This is a genomic window from uncultured Draconibacterium sp. (assembly GCF_913063105.1).
In the GTDB taxonomy this organism is placed as follows: Bacteria; Bacteroidota; Bacteroidia; order Bacteroidales; family Prolixibacteraceae; genus Draconibacterium.
In genome coordinates this window covers 57,247-76,559 of record NZ_CAJXYQ010000016.1, presented here as the reverse complement: position 1 = coordinate 76,559, position 19,313 = coordinate 57,247, and the positions used below count along the sequence as shown (strand labels likewise).

At 40.5% G+C, this 19,313-nt stretch carries 20 protein-coding genes; 11 read left to right on the top strand and 9 right to left on the bottom strand.

Translation table 11 applies throughout. The features are described 5' to 3' along the window. The first annotated feature begins 11 nt into the window (after positions 1-11). A complete protein-coding gene (locus QZ574_RS14895) occupies positions 12-1,763 on the top strand; it encodes an NADH-dependent [FeFe] hydrogenase, group A6 (protein ID WP_297090927.1) in 1,752 nt (583 codons plus the stop codon). 50 nt (positions 1,764-1,813) lie between these two features. Next, a complete protein-coding gene (locus QZ574_RS14890; RefSeq protein ID WP_297090925.1) occupies positions 1,814-2,296 on the top strand; it encodes an NAD(P)H-dependent oxidoreductase subunit E in 483 nt (160 codons plus the stop codon). A 69-nt stretch (positions 2,297-2,365) separates the two neighbouring features. Here QZ574_RS14890 and QZ574_RS14885 read toward each other — a convergent pair whose 3' ends face one another. The 9 genes from QZ574_RS14885 to QZ574_RS14845 form a co-directional block, all read right to left on the bottom strand. Then, entirely contained in the window at positions 2,366-3,370 is a 1,005-nt protein-coding gene (locus QZ574_RS14885) for a 4Fe-4S binding protein (RefSeq protein WP_297090922.1), read from the bottom strand. A 27-nt stretch (positions 3,371-3,397) separates the two neighbouring features. Continuing rightward, the gene (locus QZ574_RS14880; RefSeq protein WP_297090920.1) at positions 3,398-4,741 is read right to left on the bottom strand and encodes a hypothetical protein; all 1,344 of its coding nucleotides are present in this window, start codon (positions 4,739-4,741) and stop codon (positions 3,398-3,400) included. Further along, complete coding sequence (locus QZ574_RS14875; protein ID WP_297090918.1) at positions 4,738-6,132, bottom strand: 4Fe-4S binding protein; 1,395 nt, start codon at positions 6,130-6,132, stop codon at positions 4,738-4,740. The genes QZ574_RS14880 and QZ574_RS14875 overlap by 4 nt, the downstream gene beginning before the upstream one ends. Beyond that, the gene (locus tag QZ574_RS14870) at positions 6,133-6,516 is read right to left on the bottom strand and encodes a hypothetical protein (RefSeq protein WP_297090916.1); all 384 of its coding nucleotides are present in this window, start codon (positions 6,514-6,516) and stop codon (positions 6,133-6,135) included. Between the two features lie 3 nt (positions 6,517-6,519). Beyond that, positions 6,520-7,512, bottom strand: coding sequence for a permease (locus QZ574_RS14865; protein WP_297090914.1), 993 nt, complete (start codon positions 7,510-7,512; stop codon positions 6,520-6,522). Positions 7,513-7,527: 15 nt separating this feature from the next. Next, positions 7,528-7,917, bottom strand: a complete 390-nt coding sequence (locus QZ574_RS14860) for a hypothetical protein (protein ID WP_297090912.1) — start codon at positions 7,915-7,917, stop codon at positions 7,528-7,530. Positions 7,918-8,092: 175 nt separating this feature from the next. Further along, complete coding sequence (locus QZ574_RS14855) at positions 8,093-8,872, bottom strand: alpha/beta hydrolase (RefSeq protein ID WP_297090910.1); 780 nt, start codon at positions 8,870-8,872, stop codon at positions 8,093-8,095. A gap of 102 nt (positions 8,873-8,974) precedes the next feature. After that, on the bottom strand, positions 8,975-9,748 hold the full coding sequence (locus QZ574_RS14850) for an NIPSNAP family protein (protein ID WP_297090908.1): 774 nt from the start codon (positions 9,746-9,748) through the stop codon (positions 8,975-8,977). Positions 9,749-9,785: 37 nt separating this feature from the next. Next, on the bottom strand, positions 9,786-10,973 hold the full coding sequence (locus QZ574_RS14845; RefSeq protein ID WP_297090904.1) for an aldo/keto reductase: 1,188 nt from the start codon (positions 10,971-10,973) through the stop codon (positions 9,786-9,788). 204 nt (positions 10,974-11,177) lie between these two features. On the opposite strand from QZ574_RS14845, the gene QZ574_RS14840 reads away from it, so the two are divergent. The 9 genes from QZ574_RS14840 (at position 11,178) to QZ574_RS14800 (ending at position 19,243) form a co-directional block, all read left to right on the top strand. Next, positions 11,178-11,414 carry a hypothetical protein gene (locus QZ574_RS14840; protein WP_297090902.1) on the top strand — a complete coding sequence of 79 codons (237 nt, stop codon included), beginning with the start codon at positions 11,178-11,180 and terminating at the stop codon, positions 11,412-11,414. Next, complete coding sequence (locus tag QZ574_RS14835; RefSeq protein WP_297090900.1) at positions 11,398-11,712, top strand: iron-sulfur cluster assembly protein; 315 nt, start codon at positions 11,398-11,400, stop codon at positions 11,710-11,712. The genes QZ574_RS14840 and QZ574_RS14835 overlap by 17 nt, the downstream gene beginning before the upstream one ends. A 154-nt stretch (positions 11,713-11,866) precedes the next feature. After that, entirely contained in the window at positions 11,867-12,637 is a 771-nt protein-coding gene (gene surE, locus QZ574_RS14830; RefSeq protein ID WP_297090898.1) for a 5'/3'-nucleotidase SurE, read from the top strand. Between the two features lies 1 nt (position 12,638). After that, positions 12,639-12,941, top strand: a complete 303-nt coding sequence (locus QZ574_RS14825; protein WP_297090896.1) for a hypothetical protein — start codon at positions 12,639-12,641, stop codon at positions 12,939-12,941. A 1-nt stretch (position 12,942) separates the two neighbouring features. Continuing rightward, positions 12,943-14,067: a lipid-A-disaccharide synthase gene (gene lpxB / locus QZ574_RS14820; protein ID WP_297090894.1), complete on the top strand. Its 1,125-nt coding sequence runs from the start codon at positions 12,943-12,945 to the stop codon at positions 14,065-14,067. 260 nt (positions 14,068-14,327) lie between these two features. Further along, positions 14,328-14,696: a hypothetical protein gene (locus QZ574_RS14815; RefSeq protein ID WP_297090892.1), complete on the top strand. Its 369-nt coding sequence runs from the start codon at positions 14,328-14,330 to the stop codon at positions 14,694-14,696. Positions 14,697-14,711: 15 nt separating this feature from the next. Next, entirely contained in the window at positions 14,712-17,120 is a 2,409-nt protein-coding gene (gene gldG / locus QZ574_RS14810; protein ID WP_297090890.1) for a gliding motility-associated ABC transporter substrate-binding protein GldG, read from the top strand. Between the two features lie 113 nt (positions 17,121-17,233). Continuing rightward, a complete protein-coding gene (gene dnaN, locus QZ574_RS14805; RefSeq protein WP_297090888.1) occupies positions 17,234-18,361 on the top strand; it encodes a DNA polymerase III subunit beta in 1,128 nt (375 codons plus the stop codon). Between the two features lie 75 nt (positions 18,362-18,436). Beyond that, on the top strand, positions 18,437-19,243 hold the full coding sequence (locus QZ574_RS14800; protein WP_297090886.1) for a 3'-5' exonuclease: 807 nt from the start codon (positions 18,437-18,439) through the stop codon (positions 19,241-19,243). Positions 19,244-19,313: the final 70 nt, after the last annotated feature.

Sequence of the window (19,313 nt, the reverse complement as noted above, 5' to 3'; positions counted from 1 at the left end):
AACCGAAAATTATGGATACAGTAAATCTAAAAATAGATAATAAACCCGTTGTGGTAAAAAAAGGTACCACAATTCTTGAAGCAGCATCGGGTGTTGGCTTGCATATTCCAACCCTGTGTCATATGAAACTCGACGACCTGAATATTGAAAACAAACCCGGTGGTTGCAGGATTTGTGTGGTTGAGGTTGACGGACGAAGAAACCTGGCACCAGCCTGCTGCACCGAAGTAAACGAAGGGATGAATGTGAATACCCACTCAATGCGTGTGATTAACGCTCGCCGAACAGTGATGGAACTAATTCTTTCTGATCATCCGTTTGATTGTTTAATTTGCGCCAAGTCAGGAAATTGCGACCTGCAGGACATGGCCCACAACCTTGGAATTCGCGAAATTCATTACAAAGGCGAACAATCAACCTATCGCGAAGATACTTCACCGGCAATTATTCGGGAAGTAGATAAATGCATCATGTGTCGCCGTTGCGAAACCATGTGTAACGAAGTGCAAACAGTGGGCGTTTTGTCTGCCATAAACCGGGGTTTCGAATCGGTGGTTTCACCGGCTTTCGAAATGAACCTCGATCACTCGGTTTGTACTTACTGCGGGCAATGTGTAGCAGTTTGCCCAACCGGAGCATTAACCGAAGTTGACGAAACCGGAAAAGTGATACGTGCGCTTTCAGATCCCACAAAAACTGTAATTGTACAAACAGCTCCTGCAGTACGTGCTGCACTGGGCGAAGAGTTTGGAATGGAAGCCGGAAGTCTGGTTACCGGTAAACTGGTGGCAGCTTTGCGCCGTTTGGGTTTCGACCGCGTTTTTGATACCGATTTTGCTGCCGACCTTACCATTATGGAGGAAGGCACCGAGCTGCTCAACCGACTGGGTAAACACCTGGCAGGCGACAAAGATGTAAAACTTCCGATTTTAACTTCATGTTGTCCGGCCTGGGTTAAATTCTTTGAACACCAGTTTCCTGAAATGAAGGATATCCCTTCAACAGCACGCTCGCCACAGCAAATGTTTGGTGCTATTGCCAAAACTTATTTTGCCGGGCAAATGAATGTTAAGCGCGAAGACCTGGTAGTGGTTTCCATTATGCCTTGTGTGGCTAAAAAGTACGAGTGTGGCCGCGATGAGTTTAAAGTGAACGACAACCCGGATGTTGACCATGCCATTACCACCCGCGAGCTGGCAGCATTAATTAAGTTATCGAATATTGATTTTAATGCATTGCCAAACGAAGAGTTTGATAATCCGATGGGAGAATCAACCGGTGCGGCAGTAATTTTTGGAACAACCGGGGGAGTTATTGAAGCGGCAGTGCGTACGGCCTACGAGGTGCATACCAAAAAAGAACTGCCACGCGTTGATTTTGATGAGTTGCGCGGAATGGAAGGCATACGGCAGGCAACCATCGATTTTGACGGTTTACCAATAAAAATTGGAATTGCCCACGGTCTTGGAAATGCACGAAAGTTGCTTGAAGACATTCAGGCCGGTAAAAGCGAATTTCATGCCATCGAAATTATGAGTTGCCCCGGCGGTTGTATTGGGGGTGGGGGCCAGCCTTACCATCACGGTGATGTCAATATCCTGAAAAAACGCCAAAAGGCAATTTATCAGGAAGATAAAAATAAAACCATCCGAAAATCGCACGAGAATCCTTACATTATTGAATTGTATGAAAAGTTCCTGGGAGAACCAATGAGCGATAAAGCGCATCATTTGCTACATACCAAATATTTTGATAGAACTTAATTGCATTAATGCGAGAATTTTTGAATGCTTAATTTTTAAAATGTAAGAAAATGCCAAAAATTAAATTAGCAGAAAATACCATACAACTCATTCTCGATATTTGTGCAGAGTTTGAGAATAAAGAAAGTGAACTGATAAATGTACTTCATAAAGTACAGGGAAAATTGGGTTACCTACCCGCCGAGGTGCAGGAGGTAATTGCTAAAGGGCTAAACTGTTCGGTAGCAAAGGTATACGGAGTTGTAACGTTCTACAGCTTTTTTACCATGATTCCGCAGGGCGAAAATCCCATTTCAATTTGTATGGGAACAGCATGTTACGTGCGGGGTGCCGAACAGGTATTAAACGAATTTAAACGCCAGCTAAAAGTAGAGGTTGGGGAATCTACCGAAGACGGAAAATTTTCGATAAACTGCCTGCGTTGTGTAGGTGCCTGCGGTTTGGCACCGGTGGTTACCGTTGGCGAAAAAGTATTCGGACGAGTGGCTCCAACCGATGTGAAAAAGATTATTGCCGAATACCGCCAACATTAATCGGAAATAGAAGTTTGAATAATTTTTAGAATAATAGTCTCTTCTTGTTTAAACAGGAAGAGACTTTTTTTATCCGCTAATTACGGCATCGTAATTACATACATCCATACACTTGTTACACTTCATACAAGTAGTTTGGTTTATTTGGGCAGAGGCAGTTTCCCTGCTAATGGCATTCTGCTCCGAACAAGCGGTAAAGCAATTTCCACAAGCCGTACAGTTTTCTGTTAATATTTCAGGAGCATACTCACCTGTCTGCTGCATATAAATGGCGTCTTCGGGGCACGAATCAATGCACTCGCCACAATTGGTGCACGATAGTTTTTCAATATAGGATTTATCGATATCAGAGTTGCCTGATTTTTCAATCTGATCGTGTGTGCAGGCATCATAGCATTCGCCACAATGGGTGCATTTCTCCTGGTCTATTTCTACGTAAGCATTATTAATGGCATTGTGGGGGCAGGCTTTTAAGCAATCGCCACATTTGGTGCATTTATCTTTATCAATAGATGCCCTTCCGTTAACTTCGGTAATGGCTCCGTATTTGCAAGCGCCGGAACAACGTTGTACGCAACCACGGCATTTTCCGCTGGATACTGTATAATTTTCTTTTTCGTATTCAATGGCCTTACCCTCGTTATTGCAAACCGTTATACAGTCGCCGCAACCTACGCACCCCGATTTAATAGCATAGCTGTTTGATGCAATTTTTAGGGCATTGTAGTTGCACGACGGAATACAATCGTTACAACCGGTGCAGGCACTTGCATTTATCAGGTAACTTTTTTCAGGCATTCGAATGGCATTGTCGTCGCACACATCCACACACCAGTTGCAAAGCGTGCACTCTGTAACGTTTATCGAATAACTGGAAACTCCACTCATCAGAATGGCGCTGTAGTTACAAACATCGTCGCAATCGCCACAACCTATACATTTTGCTTCATCAATCGTAAGTGTGTCGTAAAAACCTTCAGAACATGAACAAATTGCCGGGCAGAGTAATGAGCTGGCGGCAACAAATTTAATTCCTGTTTCAATAAAGCTACGTCGTGAGTTTTTGTTTTGCATGTTGTTATGGTTTCTCCGTTAATTCATTTAAAAATAGAAGCGGGCTTCAAGCCGAGCTAGAAATGCTTTTTCTTCCAATTCTCCTCCGTTTACCATTCCGCCTTTTGCATTTACTTGCAAACGGTTAAAGTGTTTACCAATTTCAAAATCAAGTTCTTTTAAATCGCGTGAGCTGGTTTGCCCCACATGCTGAAATTTCAGGTGAATTTTTTGAGCAGGGAAATTTAATTTGGCTCCGAGCAGGTACAAAGGCATATTAATGGCATCAAGCCGAAGAACTTCTCCGGCCAGGATGTTGCTGTACGAGTTGAGGACCATGGCGTTCTCATCGATTTCTGAAAACGAATAATAGGCAGCATTAAGTGCAAGACGGCTGCCACTTTTTAAGCGAAATGTTTTTTCCAGCTCGGCCAGGTATATTATTCCTTTGTTCGAATTTTCAAGCTGAAGCAAAGCCTCGGTTTTTAAATAAAACTCGCCGGGGAACTTTACAGTGGCAAATAAGCCTGAATGAAAAAAGGTGTTCGGAATCCAGTCGCCAAACTCGGTGTATGCAGCTATCCCGAGATCCTCAATTACCACCCTGTCTTTTTTTACCGTGGCAAATGGCTCGGCTTCAGAAAAGGAACCAAACTCATCATCGGTTGATTCAAATTCGTCGCTTTCGTTTCCAAATTCATCGCTTGTTTCAAATTCATTATCAAAGGTTTCAAACTCATCATTTCCAGATTCAAGGGGCTCTGTTTTTTGCTTCTTTTCTTTACCCGGAAGAAACGACAGGGTAAGGCCGGCCAGATTTTTGTCACCAAAATTATTTCCTAACAGAATTTGCCGCTGCCCGGTAGGCAGATCGTATATAAAACCGGTGGTACAAAAAATTCCGTTTCGGGCAAAATCTTTGGTAACCGTGCCACCATAAAGATTGAGCTTCCATGTGCCTAAATCGAGGATGTAGTTTATACCGGCAGTGCGTTCGTTCAACAGGTAATGGTCGTCGAGCGTTGAGGATTGCAATCCAACAGTAAACCGGCTTAAATCGCCATTGTACTGGTAAAATAATTCGCGTAAGCCAAAGCGGTACTGGTCGAAAAGAACCTCCTGGTTAAAATCGTATTTCCACCACGCTTTAAAACCTCCTTCGGCATATAACGAATGTTTAACAGTTGAGTAATCGATACCTGCAAATGCCATGGCAGTGTTAATGGAGTTACCATCTAAAACACCTGAAGAGAGTTGAAACTCGCTGCCCAAAAGCACGGGGCTATTAAATACCGGGTCGAGATTGGCCGCCAATTTACTGGGGCACTCCCACTGGGCATGGGCAAAAGTTACGTTAAAAATTAGTAATATGGTTAATGTGTATTGTTTCATTTGGCAATCCCTTTAATTTCGAGCGAAGTGAACCTGCAGGTATCAATACAGTCGCCACACAGGATACAGTCTTCGTGGTTGAGATAACTTTTTTTGCTTTCGTAGGTTAGTGCATTGTGGCGGCAGGCATTGCTGCAGGTTTTACAATCAACGCACGATTCGGTTTTGTTTAATTTTGCGGCTCCGGGCAGGTAGTTAATCCATCCCAAAATAAGACCAACCGGACAAAAAGCGCGGCAAAATGGTCGGTAAATTAAAACCGACGACAACAGCATAATAACTAAAAGTACATAACCTAAGGTGTTTGCCGAGAAGAGGTTAAATGCAACTTTAAATGGGTCGTAGTGGATAAAAATATTTGTTTTAGTGATGATAATCTGCACCACAAGAATAAGTAAAACCACAAGCCGGATCCAGCGTAGTACATTTTGCGATTTTCTGTTTTGAAGAATAGTTAAAACACCGGGGCGGAAAATAAATTCCTGCAAAGCTCCCAGGTGGCATACCCATCCGCACCACACTTTCCCAAAAAAGTAGGTGAGCGGTATTAGTCCTATAAACCAAATCATATGAACAGGGCGTACTTCGAGTCCCATCACATACATTACCGTGTTTTGGAAACTTGAAATCATACAGGGGCAGGCACCATTAATAAATCCAAGGTAAATCATGGTGCTTAGCAGCATGATGGTTTTTAGCTTCCGGGTGGTTTTAAAACGCACTAAAATTCCAGCCAACAGGGTTAATGCCAACACCAGAACTGATAAGGTAAAGTTCCGGTCGGTATAAATGGAATAGGTTTCGTTTTCATCAACAGTACTATCGTCTAATGTTTCAAATTCGGTTGATTCATCAAATGCCTCAAACTCGTTGGTGTCATCAAATGCCTCAAACTCATCATTATCCGAAAATGTTTCAAATTCATCTTCTTTCTCCGTTTGTTCCAGTGGTGCAAATTCATCCTCTTGAGTATTCGGTAGAATTGCGGCTTTGGCAATAAGCTTATTATCGGCGTTGCAACTTTCAGAGGAACAGGTTTCGCGTTTTGGAATAAAGCCAAGCGTAAGCAAAACCAGCAGTAAAACGGCAAGCTTCCAGTTAAATTTTTTACTAATATAAACCGCACCGCCAACCGCCAACAGCGCAAGCAGCGAATATTTTAGCCAAGGAGGTGCTGTTGTTCCTTCGCCAGTTTGGCAGCTTTCTGCATCGGAACAGCCGGAGCATTTACTACTTGGCTCGTTCGGATTATAATCGTCGGTAAAGGTTTCAAACACATCCTGATTTTGTTGATTAGCAACACTAAGTGCCGGAGCTGCCATGGCAACAACAAAAAAAAGGAAGAACGGAGCTAAAATGCTGTTCAGGTATTTCTTTTTTAAAACCACCATTTAACTCACCAATTTTCGGGTTAAACTAATTTTTCCGTAGCCACCTTCTTTGTCGCAGGTACGTATGGCTTCCAGAATCATTTCTTTGTCTTGGCCTTCAAGTACTTTCAGTTTTAGCTTTCTTTCAAATTTGCCTTTGGCATATTCTTTCCATTTGGTGGCGCCCAATACTTTTATTCCCTCGTATTTGAACTTGGTTTTTTCAATGCCTTCGGGGCATACGCGATGGGTAAAAATTACATCTACCTTTACAATAATTTCATCGCCTGCTGCATATGCTTCCTTTTTGTCGCCTTCAATGCTGAATTCAATTTCGCAGGCTTGTGCCTGCTGGGCGGCAACAAACATTACTAAAAGGATAATGGTTGAAAATAAATATCTCATGGTTTAAAATTTTATTATTTCGATTATTTGACTCAATATAAAAATGGCTGCCATTATAAACAGCGAGAGCTGGATGGTGAGTTTTTTCCCCAGGTATTTTAATAACATCATAAACGACGAAACACAAATGGCGGTAGAGGTTAATGAAAAGGCAATTGATGTACCCATTGATAGACCGCCGTAGTTTACCAGTGGTTGTAGAAACAGGATATCGGCTCCGTTGCAAAAATAAATGGGCATACCAATTAAAATAAAAGCAGCAGCGCTTAACGGGCCCGATTTTAATTGCAACTTTTCAAGAATTTCGGTCGGTTGAAATATTTCGAAAGCCAAACTGATACCCCCTGCAATTAATAAATAGGGGATTAGCTTTTTGAATATTCGGAAGCTTTCGGTATAAATACTTTTTCCGGGTAGGCCACAACTTGTATTGCTGGTGCAGCTCAGGAGTTTTTCAGGATCGGCAATGGCAGTTTTTGGCGCCACCAACTCGGCGAAATATCCTGCACCAACAGCCAGTAGTAATGATGAGATAATCCGCATAAAGGCATATTCGTTGCCCAGTACAGTAAACGACAAGGCAACAATGTACGGGTTCAGCAAAGGGGCGGCCACCACAAAAGTAATAATGGTGCGCAGGCGTAATTGACCTTGCATGGCCCCCATCATTGGAATGGCTGAGCACGAGCAAACCGGAATTACTGCAGCGTAAACAAAGGCCGAAAACTGATTGCGCGGGTAAAATCGCTTGTACCTTGTAAAATGTTTTTGTAGCAGTGTGCCTACAAAAATTCCAATTAAAACGGTCATAAACAGGTCGAGGGTAAACTCGTAAAGTAAAAATGCCCAACGTGGCAAATGGGCATATAAAATGCATTTTTCGCGGGTTTGAAAATTTATTCCGTAGTAGGTTTTATAAATAAAGTCGGCAAGCAGCAAGGCGATGGTAAAATAAATCAACCCCCTCAAAATCCACTCTTTTCTATTTCGTTCCATTTTGCTCATTGCTGCTTATTCCTTTTCCATACAATTAAAATCAACCTGGTTAAAACAATTGTAATGTCCTATTTTTCGGTAGGCGGTTAGCATTTTTTTTCCCTTACCCTTTAATACCGCTAAAGTAAGTTGTTGCCCTACTTTTTTTTGAGTTATTCTTTTCCACTCCGAACGCTCACAAATTTTTAGTCCTTTAGCAAACACCTTGGTAATATCGCCCGCATCATCGCAAAAGTCTTCATCAAGTTCAACTTTAACCCAAACCACAATGGTGTCATTAATTGAATATTGTTGAATTTTATTTTCGATTTCAAATACAATTCTGCACTTTTTTGTATTTGCTAATCCGTTGTGGATTAGAATAGTAAGGAAGATTAGTAATAGCGATTTTATAATTGTAAGCATATTTCCAAAATTTCAATTTTAATCCAATGTTTTAAATGGGCAAAGCGCCTTTAGTTATAGCACACCTTGCCTTTTATAAAAAGGATAAAGTTGAATTTTGGACACGCAAAATATTTAAAACTTGCGAAATAATTTTCGGGGAGTTGAAATTTAGAATTGGATTAAATAAGAGCGTTTAACCCGAAATACTTTTTATAAACTGAATGCTACGTTCATTAAAAATATCGGGTTGATCGATATTGCAAACATGGCCACTGTTTTTAATTACTTCAAGTTTCGAGTTAAAATGTTTTTTTACCAGTGTTGCTACGGTGGGCAAAAACATATGGTCGCGGTCGCCCATAAGGTATAGTACCGGAGCTGATGCTTCCTTAATCAAGAACTCCTGAAGGTTCTCTCTGATTTCAGACGACATACGCAGCCATTTTTTAAACTCGCGCTCGCCCAAACGTATTGCTTCTTTTATAAATAGTTTTCGCGATTCTATATCTTTTTTATAGGGAATCAAAATCCATGCATTTATTTTGTACAACCACATGTATGGGAAAATCGACTGTAGCAGTTTAGCTACCGAAACCAGCGCATTTATGCGAGAATTAAACTGAACCACAGCACCTCCAAGAATGATCGATTCAGCACGTCCGGGTGCAAGTTTATCCATTGCGCGAATAACAATACAACCCAGCGATATGCCCACAAGGTGTGCTTTGTTAATATTTAAATGATCCATTGTGCGCAAAACATCCAGAGCAATCTCGTCGAAGGCATAAATTTCTGCCTTGGTATATTCTTTTTTTGATTTACCATGACCGCGCAAATCAACAAGTAATACGTTGAAGTGTTTCTTGAAATCGCGTAATTGTCTGAACCAGACAACGTTGCTTCCTCCGGCGCCGTGCACAAAAACCACCCAGGTTTTTGATGTTTTATGTGGAAATACTTTGTTGTAAAGCATGTCGCAAAAATAGAATTATTTCAATACAACAACAAACAACCTGTGATGGTTGGCAATTTGCACCAATTATTTTTGAGTAAATGTGTTGTATGGTTTAATCCTTTAAAAATCAGAGTAGGAGGCAGGGTGGCACAACCATTTGTCGATATGCGAAACTGTATTGGCGTATTCTTTTTTATTTTTTAAGACTTCCCAGTCGGGGTGCGCCCTAAAAGTTGCCCAGTGTTTTTCATTTGCTTCCATATTCTCAAACGAGGTCATATACATTAAATTAGGCATGTGCGCGCCTACCAAAACCTCCGCATAAAAAACAGCATTAAAATCAAGTTTTTTGAATAACGCAATTTCGCCGCCCTCGTTAAACATCTCTACTTTTATCTGATACAGCTTTTCTGTGGCACCCTGGTAGCTTCTAAGCTCAAAAATTTGTTCCGATTTTGGTGTTGCAAAACTGGGTTTATGAAATTCCGGCATGTGGGAGAAAGCCCGTAACAAGGTTGATTCTATTCGCTCGAAAGGAGGATTGTCGTGAGGGGCATTTACATATTCGCAATTACTTGATTGAGAGGCGCTGTTGGTCAGTATTTGTTCTATCTTCTCGAGCTGACTGAGGCTTTTTAACGGAACAAACACAAAAATTTTCTTACCAAAATCTTTATCGGTTTCAATGGGTTTAAAAACTCCTATTTCGTTAATTCCGGCCTGGTTTGCTGCAGTTTTAAACGTTGTTTTTAAATAATGGTCTACCCGTGCTTCCTGGCTGTTGTTTTTAATGGTATATACTTTTACTTGATAATAGTCGCGTGCTAATGATTGAAATGACAGACACAGAATACATACAAAAATACTGTATGAAAGAATTAATTTAGATTTCATTTTTAAAAAGGTTTTATGGTTTATGTAGGCAAGATAATTAATTTTTAGCCAGTTGATAAGCTGGTGGTTGTAATTCCTTGTGGGTTTCGGCTAATAATTCCTTTAAGGGAATATTTGGCGGAACCTTTGATAAATCCAGCTTGTCAAGATTTTCTTCGTTCGGAAGTTCGCCAGGAAACCAGTGGCTTTTTTCCTTAAAAACTTTATAACGGTAGCGGGCATAATCAATCATGTCATACGCTTTCCATAGTTTGCGCAAACGCAGTACCTCGGGAATATTTATGCCCGACGGATCGTTTTGCAGCTCAAAACCTTCGTATGACGCGTACGGATCATCAAGTAGATAATTATCGAGTTTTAGTTTGCTTGCATAATCTGATGGAGTCCAGGGATTCGAGGCCGGGAATATACCTTTCATTTCCTTAAAATGTGCTTGTTCTGTCATTCCAAACGAAAGCGTGTGAATAGCCGGATTGTTAAGGCAAAAACGTGCATTCCATTGTATTGGGCTTAGTGGCGCAGTGGCTTTTTTTACTTTTTCAGGTGCTTTAAACAGTTGCCCTCCTTTGTCGTTTGGCGAAATAATAAATACGCCCATATCGTTGGCTTCGGCCATTTGCACCGCCGCCAGGTTGCGTTGATTAAAGTAATAATAATGAAGATTTACAAAATCAAACAACCCGGTTTCAATCGTTCTGATAATGATTTCCAACGGGCCATGGGTACTAAAACCAACATGTTTGATGATGCCCTCTTCCTTAAGTTTTAAAAGCGCTTCAACGGGACCCCCTGTTTTACAACTTTGCTCCAGTAATTCAGCGTTGTTAATGCCATGCCAACCATAAAAATCAAAGTAATCGGTTTGCAAATCCCGAAGTTGGTTTTCAACCATTTCGTATGTGGCATCAGCGGTAAGTGGGTTGCCCTTGGTCATTAAATGATACGAAGTACGCGGTATGCTTAACTCTTCGTTAAGTACTTTGCCAAAAACAGTTTCGCTTTTTTTATAGCCCCAGGCGGTTTCAATATGATTCATACCTGCGTCAAATGCCAGCTGCACTGTTTGTAAACACTGGTCAAATGTGTCTTTAGGAATGTCTCTTCGCGGATCGTCCCAGCCATGCTTAAAACGCATGCCTCCCAAAGTAATTACACTTAAATACTTATTCGTTTTTCCAAAACGTCGGTATTGCATTCCTGCTTTTCTATTTAGAATGTCGGGCATAAAAGATTTAATTTTTCTGTTGCAAAGTACGGTATTTACTGTAAGCCATTAAAACGTTTGTTTTTTTTATTTGTTGAATTGACAATTAGATAAAGTTCTGCTATCTGTTTTCATCGGCCAAAACTGAATAGACTTGCGGCAGAAAATCGGACAAATGGTAAATCCGGACTCGCTTCTTTTTTTAATCAGAATATTTTGTGAAATTTGAACAAAAGATTAAAACAGGAGGATTTAATAATGGGAAAAGAACGTCAGGGATTAAATAAAGGAGGCGCGTTTGGCCCGGGAGGATTTTGCATTTGTGTTAAATGTGGCACAAAAGTACCGCACGAAAAAGGTATAAAGTGCACCACCCGAAAATGCCCGAATTGCGGACATACTATGGTTCGAGAAGAATTATTAAACCAAAAGAGACCGATTAAGAATGGCAATAATAAGTGAAATTACCAAAGAAATAGCAAAAGTAATGCATCCGGCAATTAACTATTCGTTGGTTGATTTAGGTATGGTGCAGGATATTGAATTATATACCGAGCAACTTGTAATACTTACCTTTGTTTTTCCGTTTCCCAACATTCCAATAGCTGATAAATTAATAGCATCGGTAGAGAAAGTGGTGCAAGCTTTGGGTTTTGAAATGCAATACATTGTGCGGGTAATGAAAACAGATGAAAAGCAAAGGTTTTTGCAAATGGAAAAAGCAGGTTGGAAAGGGGGAAAGGCCTCCTGCAGTTGTTAGTTTTTTTGCAGGCATAGCCGTTTTCTCAACATCCCGAAAAACAGTTTCTTGCTTAAGATAATTTAAGTTTTAGCTCACCGAAAAAATGTAAGAATGTCAGGCATAAAATCATGATCATGGTACAAGATCACATTTTCTAATTATATTTGCTAACATGCAAAATGAAAAAGATAAACCATTAATATTGGTTACAAACGATGACGGAATTCATGCTTCTGGTTTGCGTGAATTGGTGGAGGTAATGAAGTTTTTTGGCAATGTTGTGGTTATCTCCTCCGAAGTTTCCATGTCGGGAAAAGCATGTGGTATAACTGTCGATCATCCCTTACGGGCAACTCCGGTGGAGCAAATTCATGGTGTTCCCACTTTTAAGTGCAACGGCACACCGGTTGACAGCGTTAAACTTAGTTTTAACGGCTTGTTTAATCAGGCTCCCGATTATGTGGTTTCCGGAATTAATCACGGGGCCAACTCATCAATAAGTGTAATTTATAGCGGAACAATGGGAGCGGCCATCGAAGGTGGTTTGCACGGAGTACCGTCTATTGGTTTTTCGCTCGACGATTACAGTGCCGATGCTGATTTTTCGAAAGCCAAATTAGTGGTAGCACGCGTTTTTCAGAGTGTTATTGAAAACGGTATACCCGAGTTCACCTGCCTTAATGTAAATATTCCGAAAGGGAAACCCGAAGGCATAAAGGTTTGTCGGCAAACGCATGGCAAGTGGATGGAAGAATTTGAAAAACGTACTGATCCGCATGGTCGCGAATACCATTGGTTATCGGGGTATTTTCATAATTTTGAAGAAGAAGCTGAGGAAACCGATATTTTTGCTTTGAAGAATAATTTTGCTTCGGTTGTGCCGGTTCGGGTAGATATGACCGACTATGAAACAATGGAGCAATTAAAGCGGTGGAAATTTTAGTATGCCAAAACGGAACAAAAATAACTTCGACACATTTGGTGCCGGTTTTCTTGCCGGTTTAATTTTGCCTGTTGTTATCTTTTTTGTGTTTTACCTGGTAGGCGAAAACGATGTGGCTTTTGTTAACTACATAAAAAGTATGTGGCGCATTCAGGCCTTGGTAAAAATCGGAAGCTTGTGTGTTTTTGCCAATGTTGGCGTATTTTGGATTTTTCTGAAAATGAAATATGAAAAAGCAGCGCGTGGTGTTTTAGGAGCAACCATTATTTATGCTTTTGTGGTACTAATTTCAAGGTCGATTTAACATGAAGTATTACCTAATTGCTGGTGAAGCATCGGGTGATTTGCATGGCTCGAACCTGATGAAAGAACTGAAAGTTGCCGATAAAACAGCTGATTTTCGGTTTTTTGGAGGCGATAAAATGCAGGCAATTGGCGGAAATTTGGTAAAGCACTACCGCGAAATGGCGTTTATGGGTTTTGTAAATGTGATCCTGAATATCAGAACGATAAAACGGAACATGGAGTTTTGCAAAAAAGACCTACTCAACTATAAACCCGATGTGCTTATTCTAATTGATTACCCCGGCTTTAACCTGCGTATTGCCGAGTTTGCCAAACAAAATAACATAAAAGTTTACTATTATATTTCTCCGAAACTCTGGGCCTGGAAAGAATATCGCGTTAAAAAAGTGCGTGCTTTTGTTGATGAAATGTTCACCATTTTTCCGTTTGAAACCGCTTTTTACAAAAAGCATGGTATTGATGTAAATTATGTGGGAAATCCGTTGTTCGACTCGATTAAGGAATTTGAAACTACCGCCCGGTTGGCAGCTGATTTTAAAGCCATGAACAACCTGGATGAACGCCCGATAATTGCCTTACTGGCCGGAAGCCGTGTGCAGGAAATAAAAGGAATCTTGCCTGTAATGAAAAAGGCCGTTGAAAGGCGCGATGATTACCAGGTGGTACTGGCTGGCGTTTCGTCGGTTGATAAAGAGTTGTATGACGAAATTTTGCAGGGGAGCAAAATAAAAGTGTTGTACGAATCTACCTACGATTTGCTGAATAATGCACATACGGCTTTGGTTGCTTCGGGAACGGCAGCATTGGAAACGGCTTTGTTTCAGGTGCCCCAAACCGTACTTTACAAAGTTGAAGGCGGCGTATTGGTGCACTACATTATGGCCGCAGTTTTAAAAATAGACTGGGTGTCGCTGCCCAATATTATTCTAGGAAAAATGGCGGTTAAAGAGCTGCTTCAAAAAGATATGACGGTTAGAAAAGTAACAGCTGAACTCGATCGATTGCTTAGCGATGAAAAGTATCGCGAAAAGATTCTATCGGATTACCGTGAAATGCAAAAGCTAATGGGAGAGCCGGGCTGTTCGAAACGGGCTGCTGAAAAAATGGTGTCGTTACTGCAATGAAGAAATTATTTTATTTAAATAGAAGATGGAGTAAGGCGGCCGGATTTTTTCTATTTAGCATGGTGGCATGTTTTTTATTAATGAGCCTCTTGTCTGCAAAGTCACTGAGTCTGCCACATTCATATTTGTGGTCGATAGGAATACTTTTAGGGTTAGGTCTGTTGATTGCAGTTTTGGTAATTACAGTGCAAACTCAGGTAAAAGAAGTTGAAATTGAGAAGGATTATTTTATTCTTCATTTCTTTTTGTTCAATCAAAAAATGTATAGGTTTAATCAACTCAAACAATATGCAACTGCTGCTTTTGGAGGAAATCGTTACATTATGGCTCATTCCGTAATTTTAGAGTTTGATGATGGAAAATGCTACCAGGTTGCCGATCCGATAATCGATAATTACAAGCAGTTTTATGAATTTATGCTGGAGGGAGATTTTGATTATTTCGGTTATATTGGGCAAAATAACTGGCGTAAGAGAAATAGGCCTCTATCAAAAAAATGGGTTATTGATCGCAATGAAAAAGATTTAATCAAAAGCATTGAGAAAAAGAAAGGTGTAATAATTTTGTACATCTATGGAATAATTGCACTGGCAATGAATTATGCGATGGTGTGTTATCTTATTTTCTAATTAAAAGCAACAGAAGTGTATAGCTTATTCAAAAAAGAAATAAAAACTTTTCTAGGGTCGCTGATCGGATACCTGGCCGTGCTGGTTTTTTTATTAGTAACGGGTTTGTTTCTGTGGATTTTCCCGGGCAATTACAATATTCCGGACAATAATTATGCAACACTGCAGGGGCTTTTTACGCTGGCGCCATGGTTGTACCTCTTTTTAGTGCCGGCTATAACCATGCGTATGTTTGCCGACGAAAAGCGCAGCGGAACAATAGAAATACTGCTTACCCGCCCGCTGGGTGATTTCCAGTTGGTAATGGCCAAGTTTCTGGCTGGATTAGTGCTGGTTGTTTTCTCGTTATTACCCACTTTACTCTATTTTTTATCGGTTTATTGGCTTGGAAATCCTGTTGGAAGTATCGACACCGGCGCCACCTGGGGGTCGTTTATGGGGCTGTTTTTTCTGGCAACAATTTATGTGGCCATTGGTATTTTTGCTTCGTCGTTAACCGACAATCAGATTGTTTCCTTCATCCTCGGAATGTCGTTGTCGTTTATTTTTTACCTGGGTTTTGAGTTTGTAGCATCTGCCAATGTTTCGTATGTGCTCGAGCAATTGTTTTCGTGGCTCAGTATTAATGATCATTATCTTTCCATATCCAGGGGAGTAGTTGATATGCGCGATATGCTCTATTTTGTGGGAATGGCGTACTTGTTTTTATATGGAACCACACTGGTTTTACGAAAAGGGAAACTCCGAAAAACAAAGGCGAAAGTTCGGGCGGTTGTTGTTCCCGTGGCTGTTTTACTGGTACTCGCCATTTCTTCCAACTTTTTATACCGAATTGACCTGACGGCAGAAAAACGTTACTCCCTGTCGGATGTAAGTAAACAATCGTTACGAGGACTGGAAGGTCCGGTGGAAGTGGAGCTTTATTTAAGCGGTGAGCTGGAAGCCGGGTTAAGAAAAATACAAAACGAAGTATTGGAGAAAATTGCTGTGATGAATGCCTATAGTTCTGCCCCTATTCGGGTACGCATTTTTAATCCTTACAGCATTAGGAATATCGAAAAACAAGAAGAGTTTATAACAGACCTGGTAAACAGAGGTGTTCCACGAATTAATTTTGGGCATAAAACCGAACAAGGGGTGAGTTCGCGTTTTATATTTCCGGGTGCGATAATTCGTTATCAGAATAAAGAACTGGCAGTTAATTTTCTAAAAAATAATCCGTACACCAGTTACGAAAATAACTTTAATCATTCGGTGGAAACCATTGAATTTGAATTGGTAAATGCATTCCGTAAACTTATGCGGAAACAAAAATCGGTATTGGCATTTCTTCAGGGGCACGGCGAAGCCAACCAGTACGAAGTGGCGGATATTGCGCGTGCACTGTCTGCCGATTTTGAAATTGATATGATGGAGGCCAAAGAGCTTGAAGATTCGGACCTTGATATTTTGGTAATTGCCAATCCGAAAAAGGAATTTCCGGAGACATCAAAAATCGCTATCGATCAGTTTCTGATGAAAGGAGGAAAGATTGTCTGGTTGATTGATCCGGTGCAGGTAAGTCTCGACAGTTTAAGCAAAGGCTTCCAGACGTATTCTTTTCCAAACGATTTAAATTTGGGAGATCAGCTGTTTCGATACGGAGTGCGCATGAATTACGAACTGCTGCAGGATGTAAATTGTATTCAAATCAGGGTAAACACGGCTGCGCCAGGGAATACGGCGCGTTACACCTTGCATCCGTGGTATTACTCGCCTTTGTTAACACCAAACGATAACCATCCGCTTAGCCGCAACCTAAACTGGGTAAAATCAGAGTTTGTGTCCTCGCTCGATACAGTATCTGGTGGTGCCGGTTTGCGCAAGGAGGTAATACTTTCTACTTCTCCCTATGCTCGTCGTATAAAAGTTCCGTCATCGGTAAGCCTTGGAAATATAAATAATCCGCCGGCTCGCGAACTGTTTACGCAGGCCAACATCCCGGTTGGTATTTTGGTTGAAGGTGTTTTTACATCGAATTATAAAAACCGAATGGTGGAAAACTATGCTTATTCTTCGGCTGATATAATTACAGAAAGTCAGCCCACACAAATGATTGTAATTGCCGACGGAGGAATAATGAGTAACAAAGTAAATTATTCTGCCAATCCGCCTAAAATTCAGGAGCTTGGTTTCGACGAAGTTTCGGGGCAGGTTTTCGGGAATAAGGAGTTTCTGATTAATGCTATTTCATACCTCGATGATAAGCAGGGAATTATGCAATTGCGTGGCCAATCGCTAAAATTACGTTTGCTCGATAAAGTAAAATTACGCGAAGAAGCAACTTTCTGGAAAGTGTTGAATGTATTGATCCCGCTGCTTTTAGTCATACTTTTTGCACTGGTTTACAACCTTGTTCGTAAATACAAATACAATCGTTCATAAAATCGGGTAAAATCACCTTTGGCACGATAGGGATAATTCCTGAAAGTTTGTATATTCGTATACTTAGATTAGTTGTCAATAAGACGAAAATTCAAAAAAATAAATCGAAATAAATGAAGTTTGTAGTTTCAAGCACCGAATTACTGAGCCACCTTTCTGCAATAAGTAAGGTAATAAGCAGTAAAAGTACCATGCCAATTCTCGATAATTTCTTGTTTCAGTTAAGCGAAACAGAATTAACCATCACCGCTTCCGATTTGGAATCGACGTTAATAACCAGTTTAGAGCTGGATAATATTGAAGGCGATGGAGCCGTGGCCGTTCCTGCAAAATTAATTACTGATACATTAAAAGAATTTCCGGAGCAACCACTGACATTCCAAATCGATGGTGAGTCTTATCTTGTTGAAATTTATTCCGACAATGGTAAATTCAGCATTATGGGACAAAATGCCGAGGATTTTCCGGAGCAACCACAATTGGATGAAGAAGGAGCATCGGCTATCGATGTAAGCCATGTTGTACTTCAAAAAGGAATTGAAAAGACATTGTTTGCCACTGCCGACGATGAGTTACGCCCGGTAATGAATGGTATTTATGTTGAACTTACGCCTGATTTTATGAGCTTTGTAGCATCAGATGCACATAAACTTGTGCGTTACCGCCGTTTGGATGCCAAAGCCGAGTTTGAATCGTCGTTTATTCTTCCTAAAAAGCCGGCCAGTTTATTGAAAAACCTTTTACCAAAAGAAGAGTTCGACGTTAAACTTGAGTTCGACGATAAGAATGCCTTTTTTACTTTAAGCAACTATAAACTAATTTGTCGTTTGGTGGAAGGAAATTACCCGAGTTACAATTCGGTTATTCCTACCAATAATCCCAATAAAATGCTCATTGACCGCTTAAACTTCTTTAATACCATTAAGCGTGTATCGGTGTTCTCTAACCAGGCCAGTAACCTGGTAAAACTTAATATTACCGACAACCAGATGGTAGTATCGGCTCAGGATATTGATTTCTCAATTTCAGCTGTAGAACGCATTAATTGCGAGTACGAAGGAGAAGAGATCGAAATAGGTTTTAAATCAACTTTTCTGCAAGAGATTTTAACAAATATCTCAACCGGAGATGTGCGGGTGGAAATGAGTGATCCAACGCGCGCAGGTCTTCTGCTTCCGGCTGAAAATGAAGAAGATGAAGATATGCTGATGCTGCTAATGCCAATGATGATAAACGTTTAAAAGAGTTTAACGATAAATCCAAAAGGTATCCAAAAAATCAAGGTTTTAGGATACCTTTTTTAATTCATACCAATCATGAAATTGCACTTAAAAAATCCATTGGTTTTTTTGGATCTGGAAACTACCGGAATAAATATTGTTACAGATCGGATTGTAGAAATTGCACTGGTAAAAGTTAATGTTGATGGCAGCGAGGAAGAAAAGCTGATGCGCATTAATCCGGAGCAACCAATTCCAACTGAAGCATCGGTAATACATGGTATTTACGATGAAGATGTTAAAGATGCACCAACATTTAAGGAAGTAGCAAAAACACTGGCGAAATTTTTAGAAGGTTGCGATTTGGCCGGTTTTAATTCCAACCGCTTTGATATACCCTTGCTTGCCGAAGAATTTTTACGTGCCGAGGTAGATATTGATTTAAAGAAACGGAAGTTTATTGATGTTCAGGCCATTTTTCATAAAATGGAAAAACGCACACTGGCTGCCGCCTATAAATTTTATTGCAACCAGGAATTAGTTGACGCCCACAGTGCTATGGCCGATACCAAGGCCACCTACGAAGTGTTAAAATCGCAACTGGATAAATATAAAGGCGTAGCTTATGAAGATGCAAAAGGCAAAAAATCGACACCTATAGAAAACGATGTGGATAAATTAAGCGAATTCTCATCGTACGACCGGAATGTGGATTTTGTTGGACGTATTGTATACGACGAAAATGGGGTAGAGGTATTTAATTTTGGTAAAAATAAAGGCATACCCGTTGAGCAGGTGCTTCAAGAACAACCCGGTTACTTTGGCTGGATTTTAAACAGCGAATTTCCACTGTATACCAAGAAAGTTTTAACACAGTTGAAACTAAAGATGATGAGTAAGTAAGGCTTGTTGTTTTGAAGAAAAGACGATTGAGAAATCTGTTAATTAATTTTTTCGGCATTACAGCCTGATT

Bases quoted from the DNA above. Each gene is read 5' to 3' on its own strand.
- QZ574_RS14895 (WP_297090927.1), top strand. From the start codon at position 12: ATGGATACAGTAAATCTAAAAATAGATAATAAACCCGTTGTGGTAAAA.
- QZ574_RS14890 (WP_297090925.1), top strand. From the start codon at position 1,814: ATGCCAAAAATTAAATTAGCAGAAAATACCATACAACTCATTCTCGAT.
- QZ574_RS14885 (WP_297090922.1), bottom strand. From the start codon at position 3,370: ATGCAAAACAAAAACTCACGACGTAGCTTTATTGAAACAGGAATTAAA.
- QZ574_RS14880 (WP_297090920.1), bottom strand. From the start codon at position 4,741: ATGAAACAATACACATTAACCATATTACTAATTTTTAACGTAACTTTT.
- QZ574_RS14875 (WP_297090918.1), bottom strand. From the start codon at position 6,132: ATGGTGGTTTTAAAAAAGAAATACCTGAACAGCATTTTAGCTCCGTTC.
- QZ574_RS14870 (WP_297090916.1), bottom strand. From the start codon at position 6,516: ATGAGATATTTATTTTCAACCATTATCCTTTTAGTAATGTTTGTTGCC.
- QZ574_RS14865 (WP_297090914.1), bottom strand. From the start codon at position 7,512: ATGGAACGAAATAGAAAAGAGTGGATTTTGAGGGGGTTGATTTATTTT.
- QZ574_RS14860 (WP_297090912.1), bottom strand. From the start codon at position 7,917: ATGCTTACAATTATAAAATCGCTATTACTAATCTTCCTTACTATTCTA.
- QZ574_RS14855 (WP_297090910.1), bottom strand. From the start codon at position 8,872: ATGCTTTACAACAAAGTATTTCCACATAAAACATCAAAAACCTGGGTG.
- QZ574_RS14850 (WP_297090908.1), bottom strand. From the start codon at position 9,748: ATGAAATCTAAATTAATTCTTTCATACAGTATTTTTGTATGTATTCTG.
- QZ574_RS14845 (WP_297090904.1), bottom strand. From the start codon at position 10,973: ATGCCCGACATTCTAAATAGAAAAGCAGGAATGCAATACCGACGTTTT.
- QZ574_RS14835 (WP_297090900.1), top strand. From the start codon at position 11,398: ATGGCAATAATAAGTGAAATTACCAAAGAAATAGCAAAAGTAATGCAT.
- surE (WP_297090898.1), top strand. From the start codon at position 11,867: ATGCAAAATGAAAAAGATAAACCATTAATATTGGTTACAAACGATGAC.
- QZ574_RS14825 (WP_297090896.1), top strand. From the start codon at position 12,639: ATGCCAAAACGGAACAAAAATAACTTCGACACATTTGGTGCCGGTTTT.
- lpxB (WP_297090894.1), top strand. From the start codon at position 12,943: ATGAAGTATTACCTAATTGCTGGTGAAGCATCGGGTGATTTGCATGGC.
- QZ574_RS14815 (WP_297090892.1), top strand. From the start codon at position 14,328: ATGTATAGGTTTAATCAACTCAAACAATATGCAACTGCTGCTTTTGGA.
- dnaN (WP_297090888.1), top strand. From the start codon at position 17,234: ATGAAGTTTGTAGTTTCAAGCACCGAATTACTGAGCCACCTTTCTGCA.
- QZ574_RS14800 (WP_297090886.1), top strand. From the start codon at position 18,437: ATGAAATTGCACTTAAAAAATCCATTGGTTTTTTTGGATCTGGAAACT.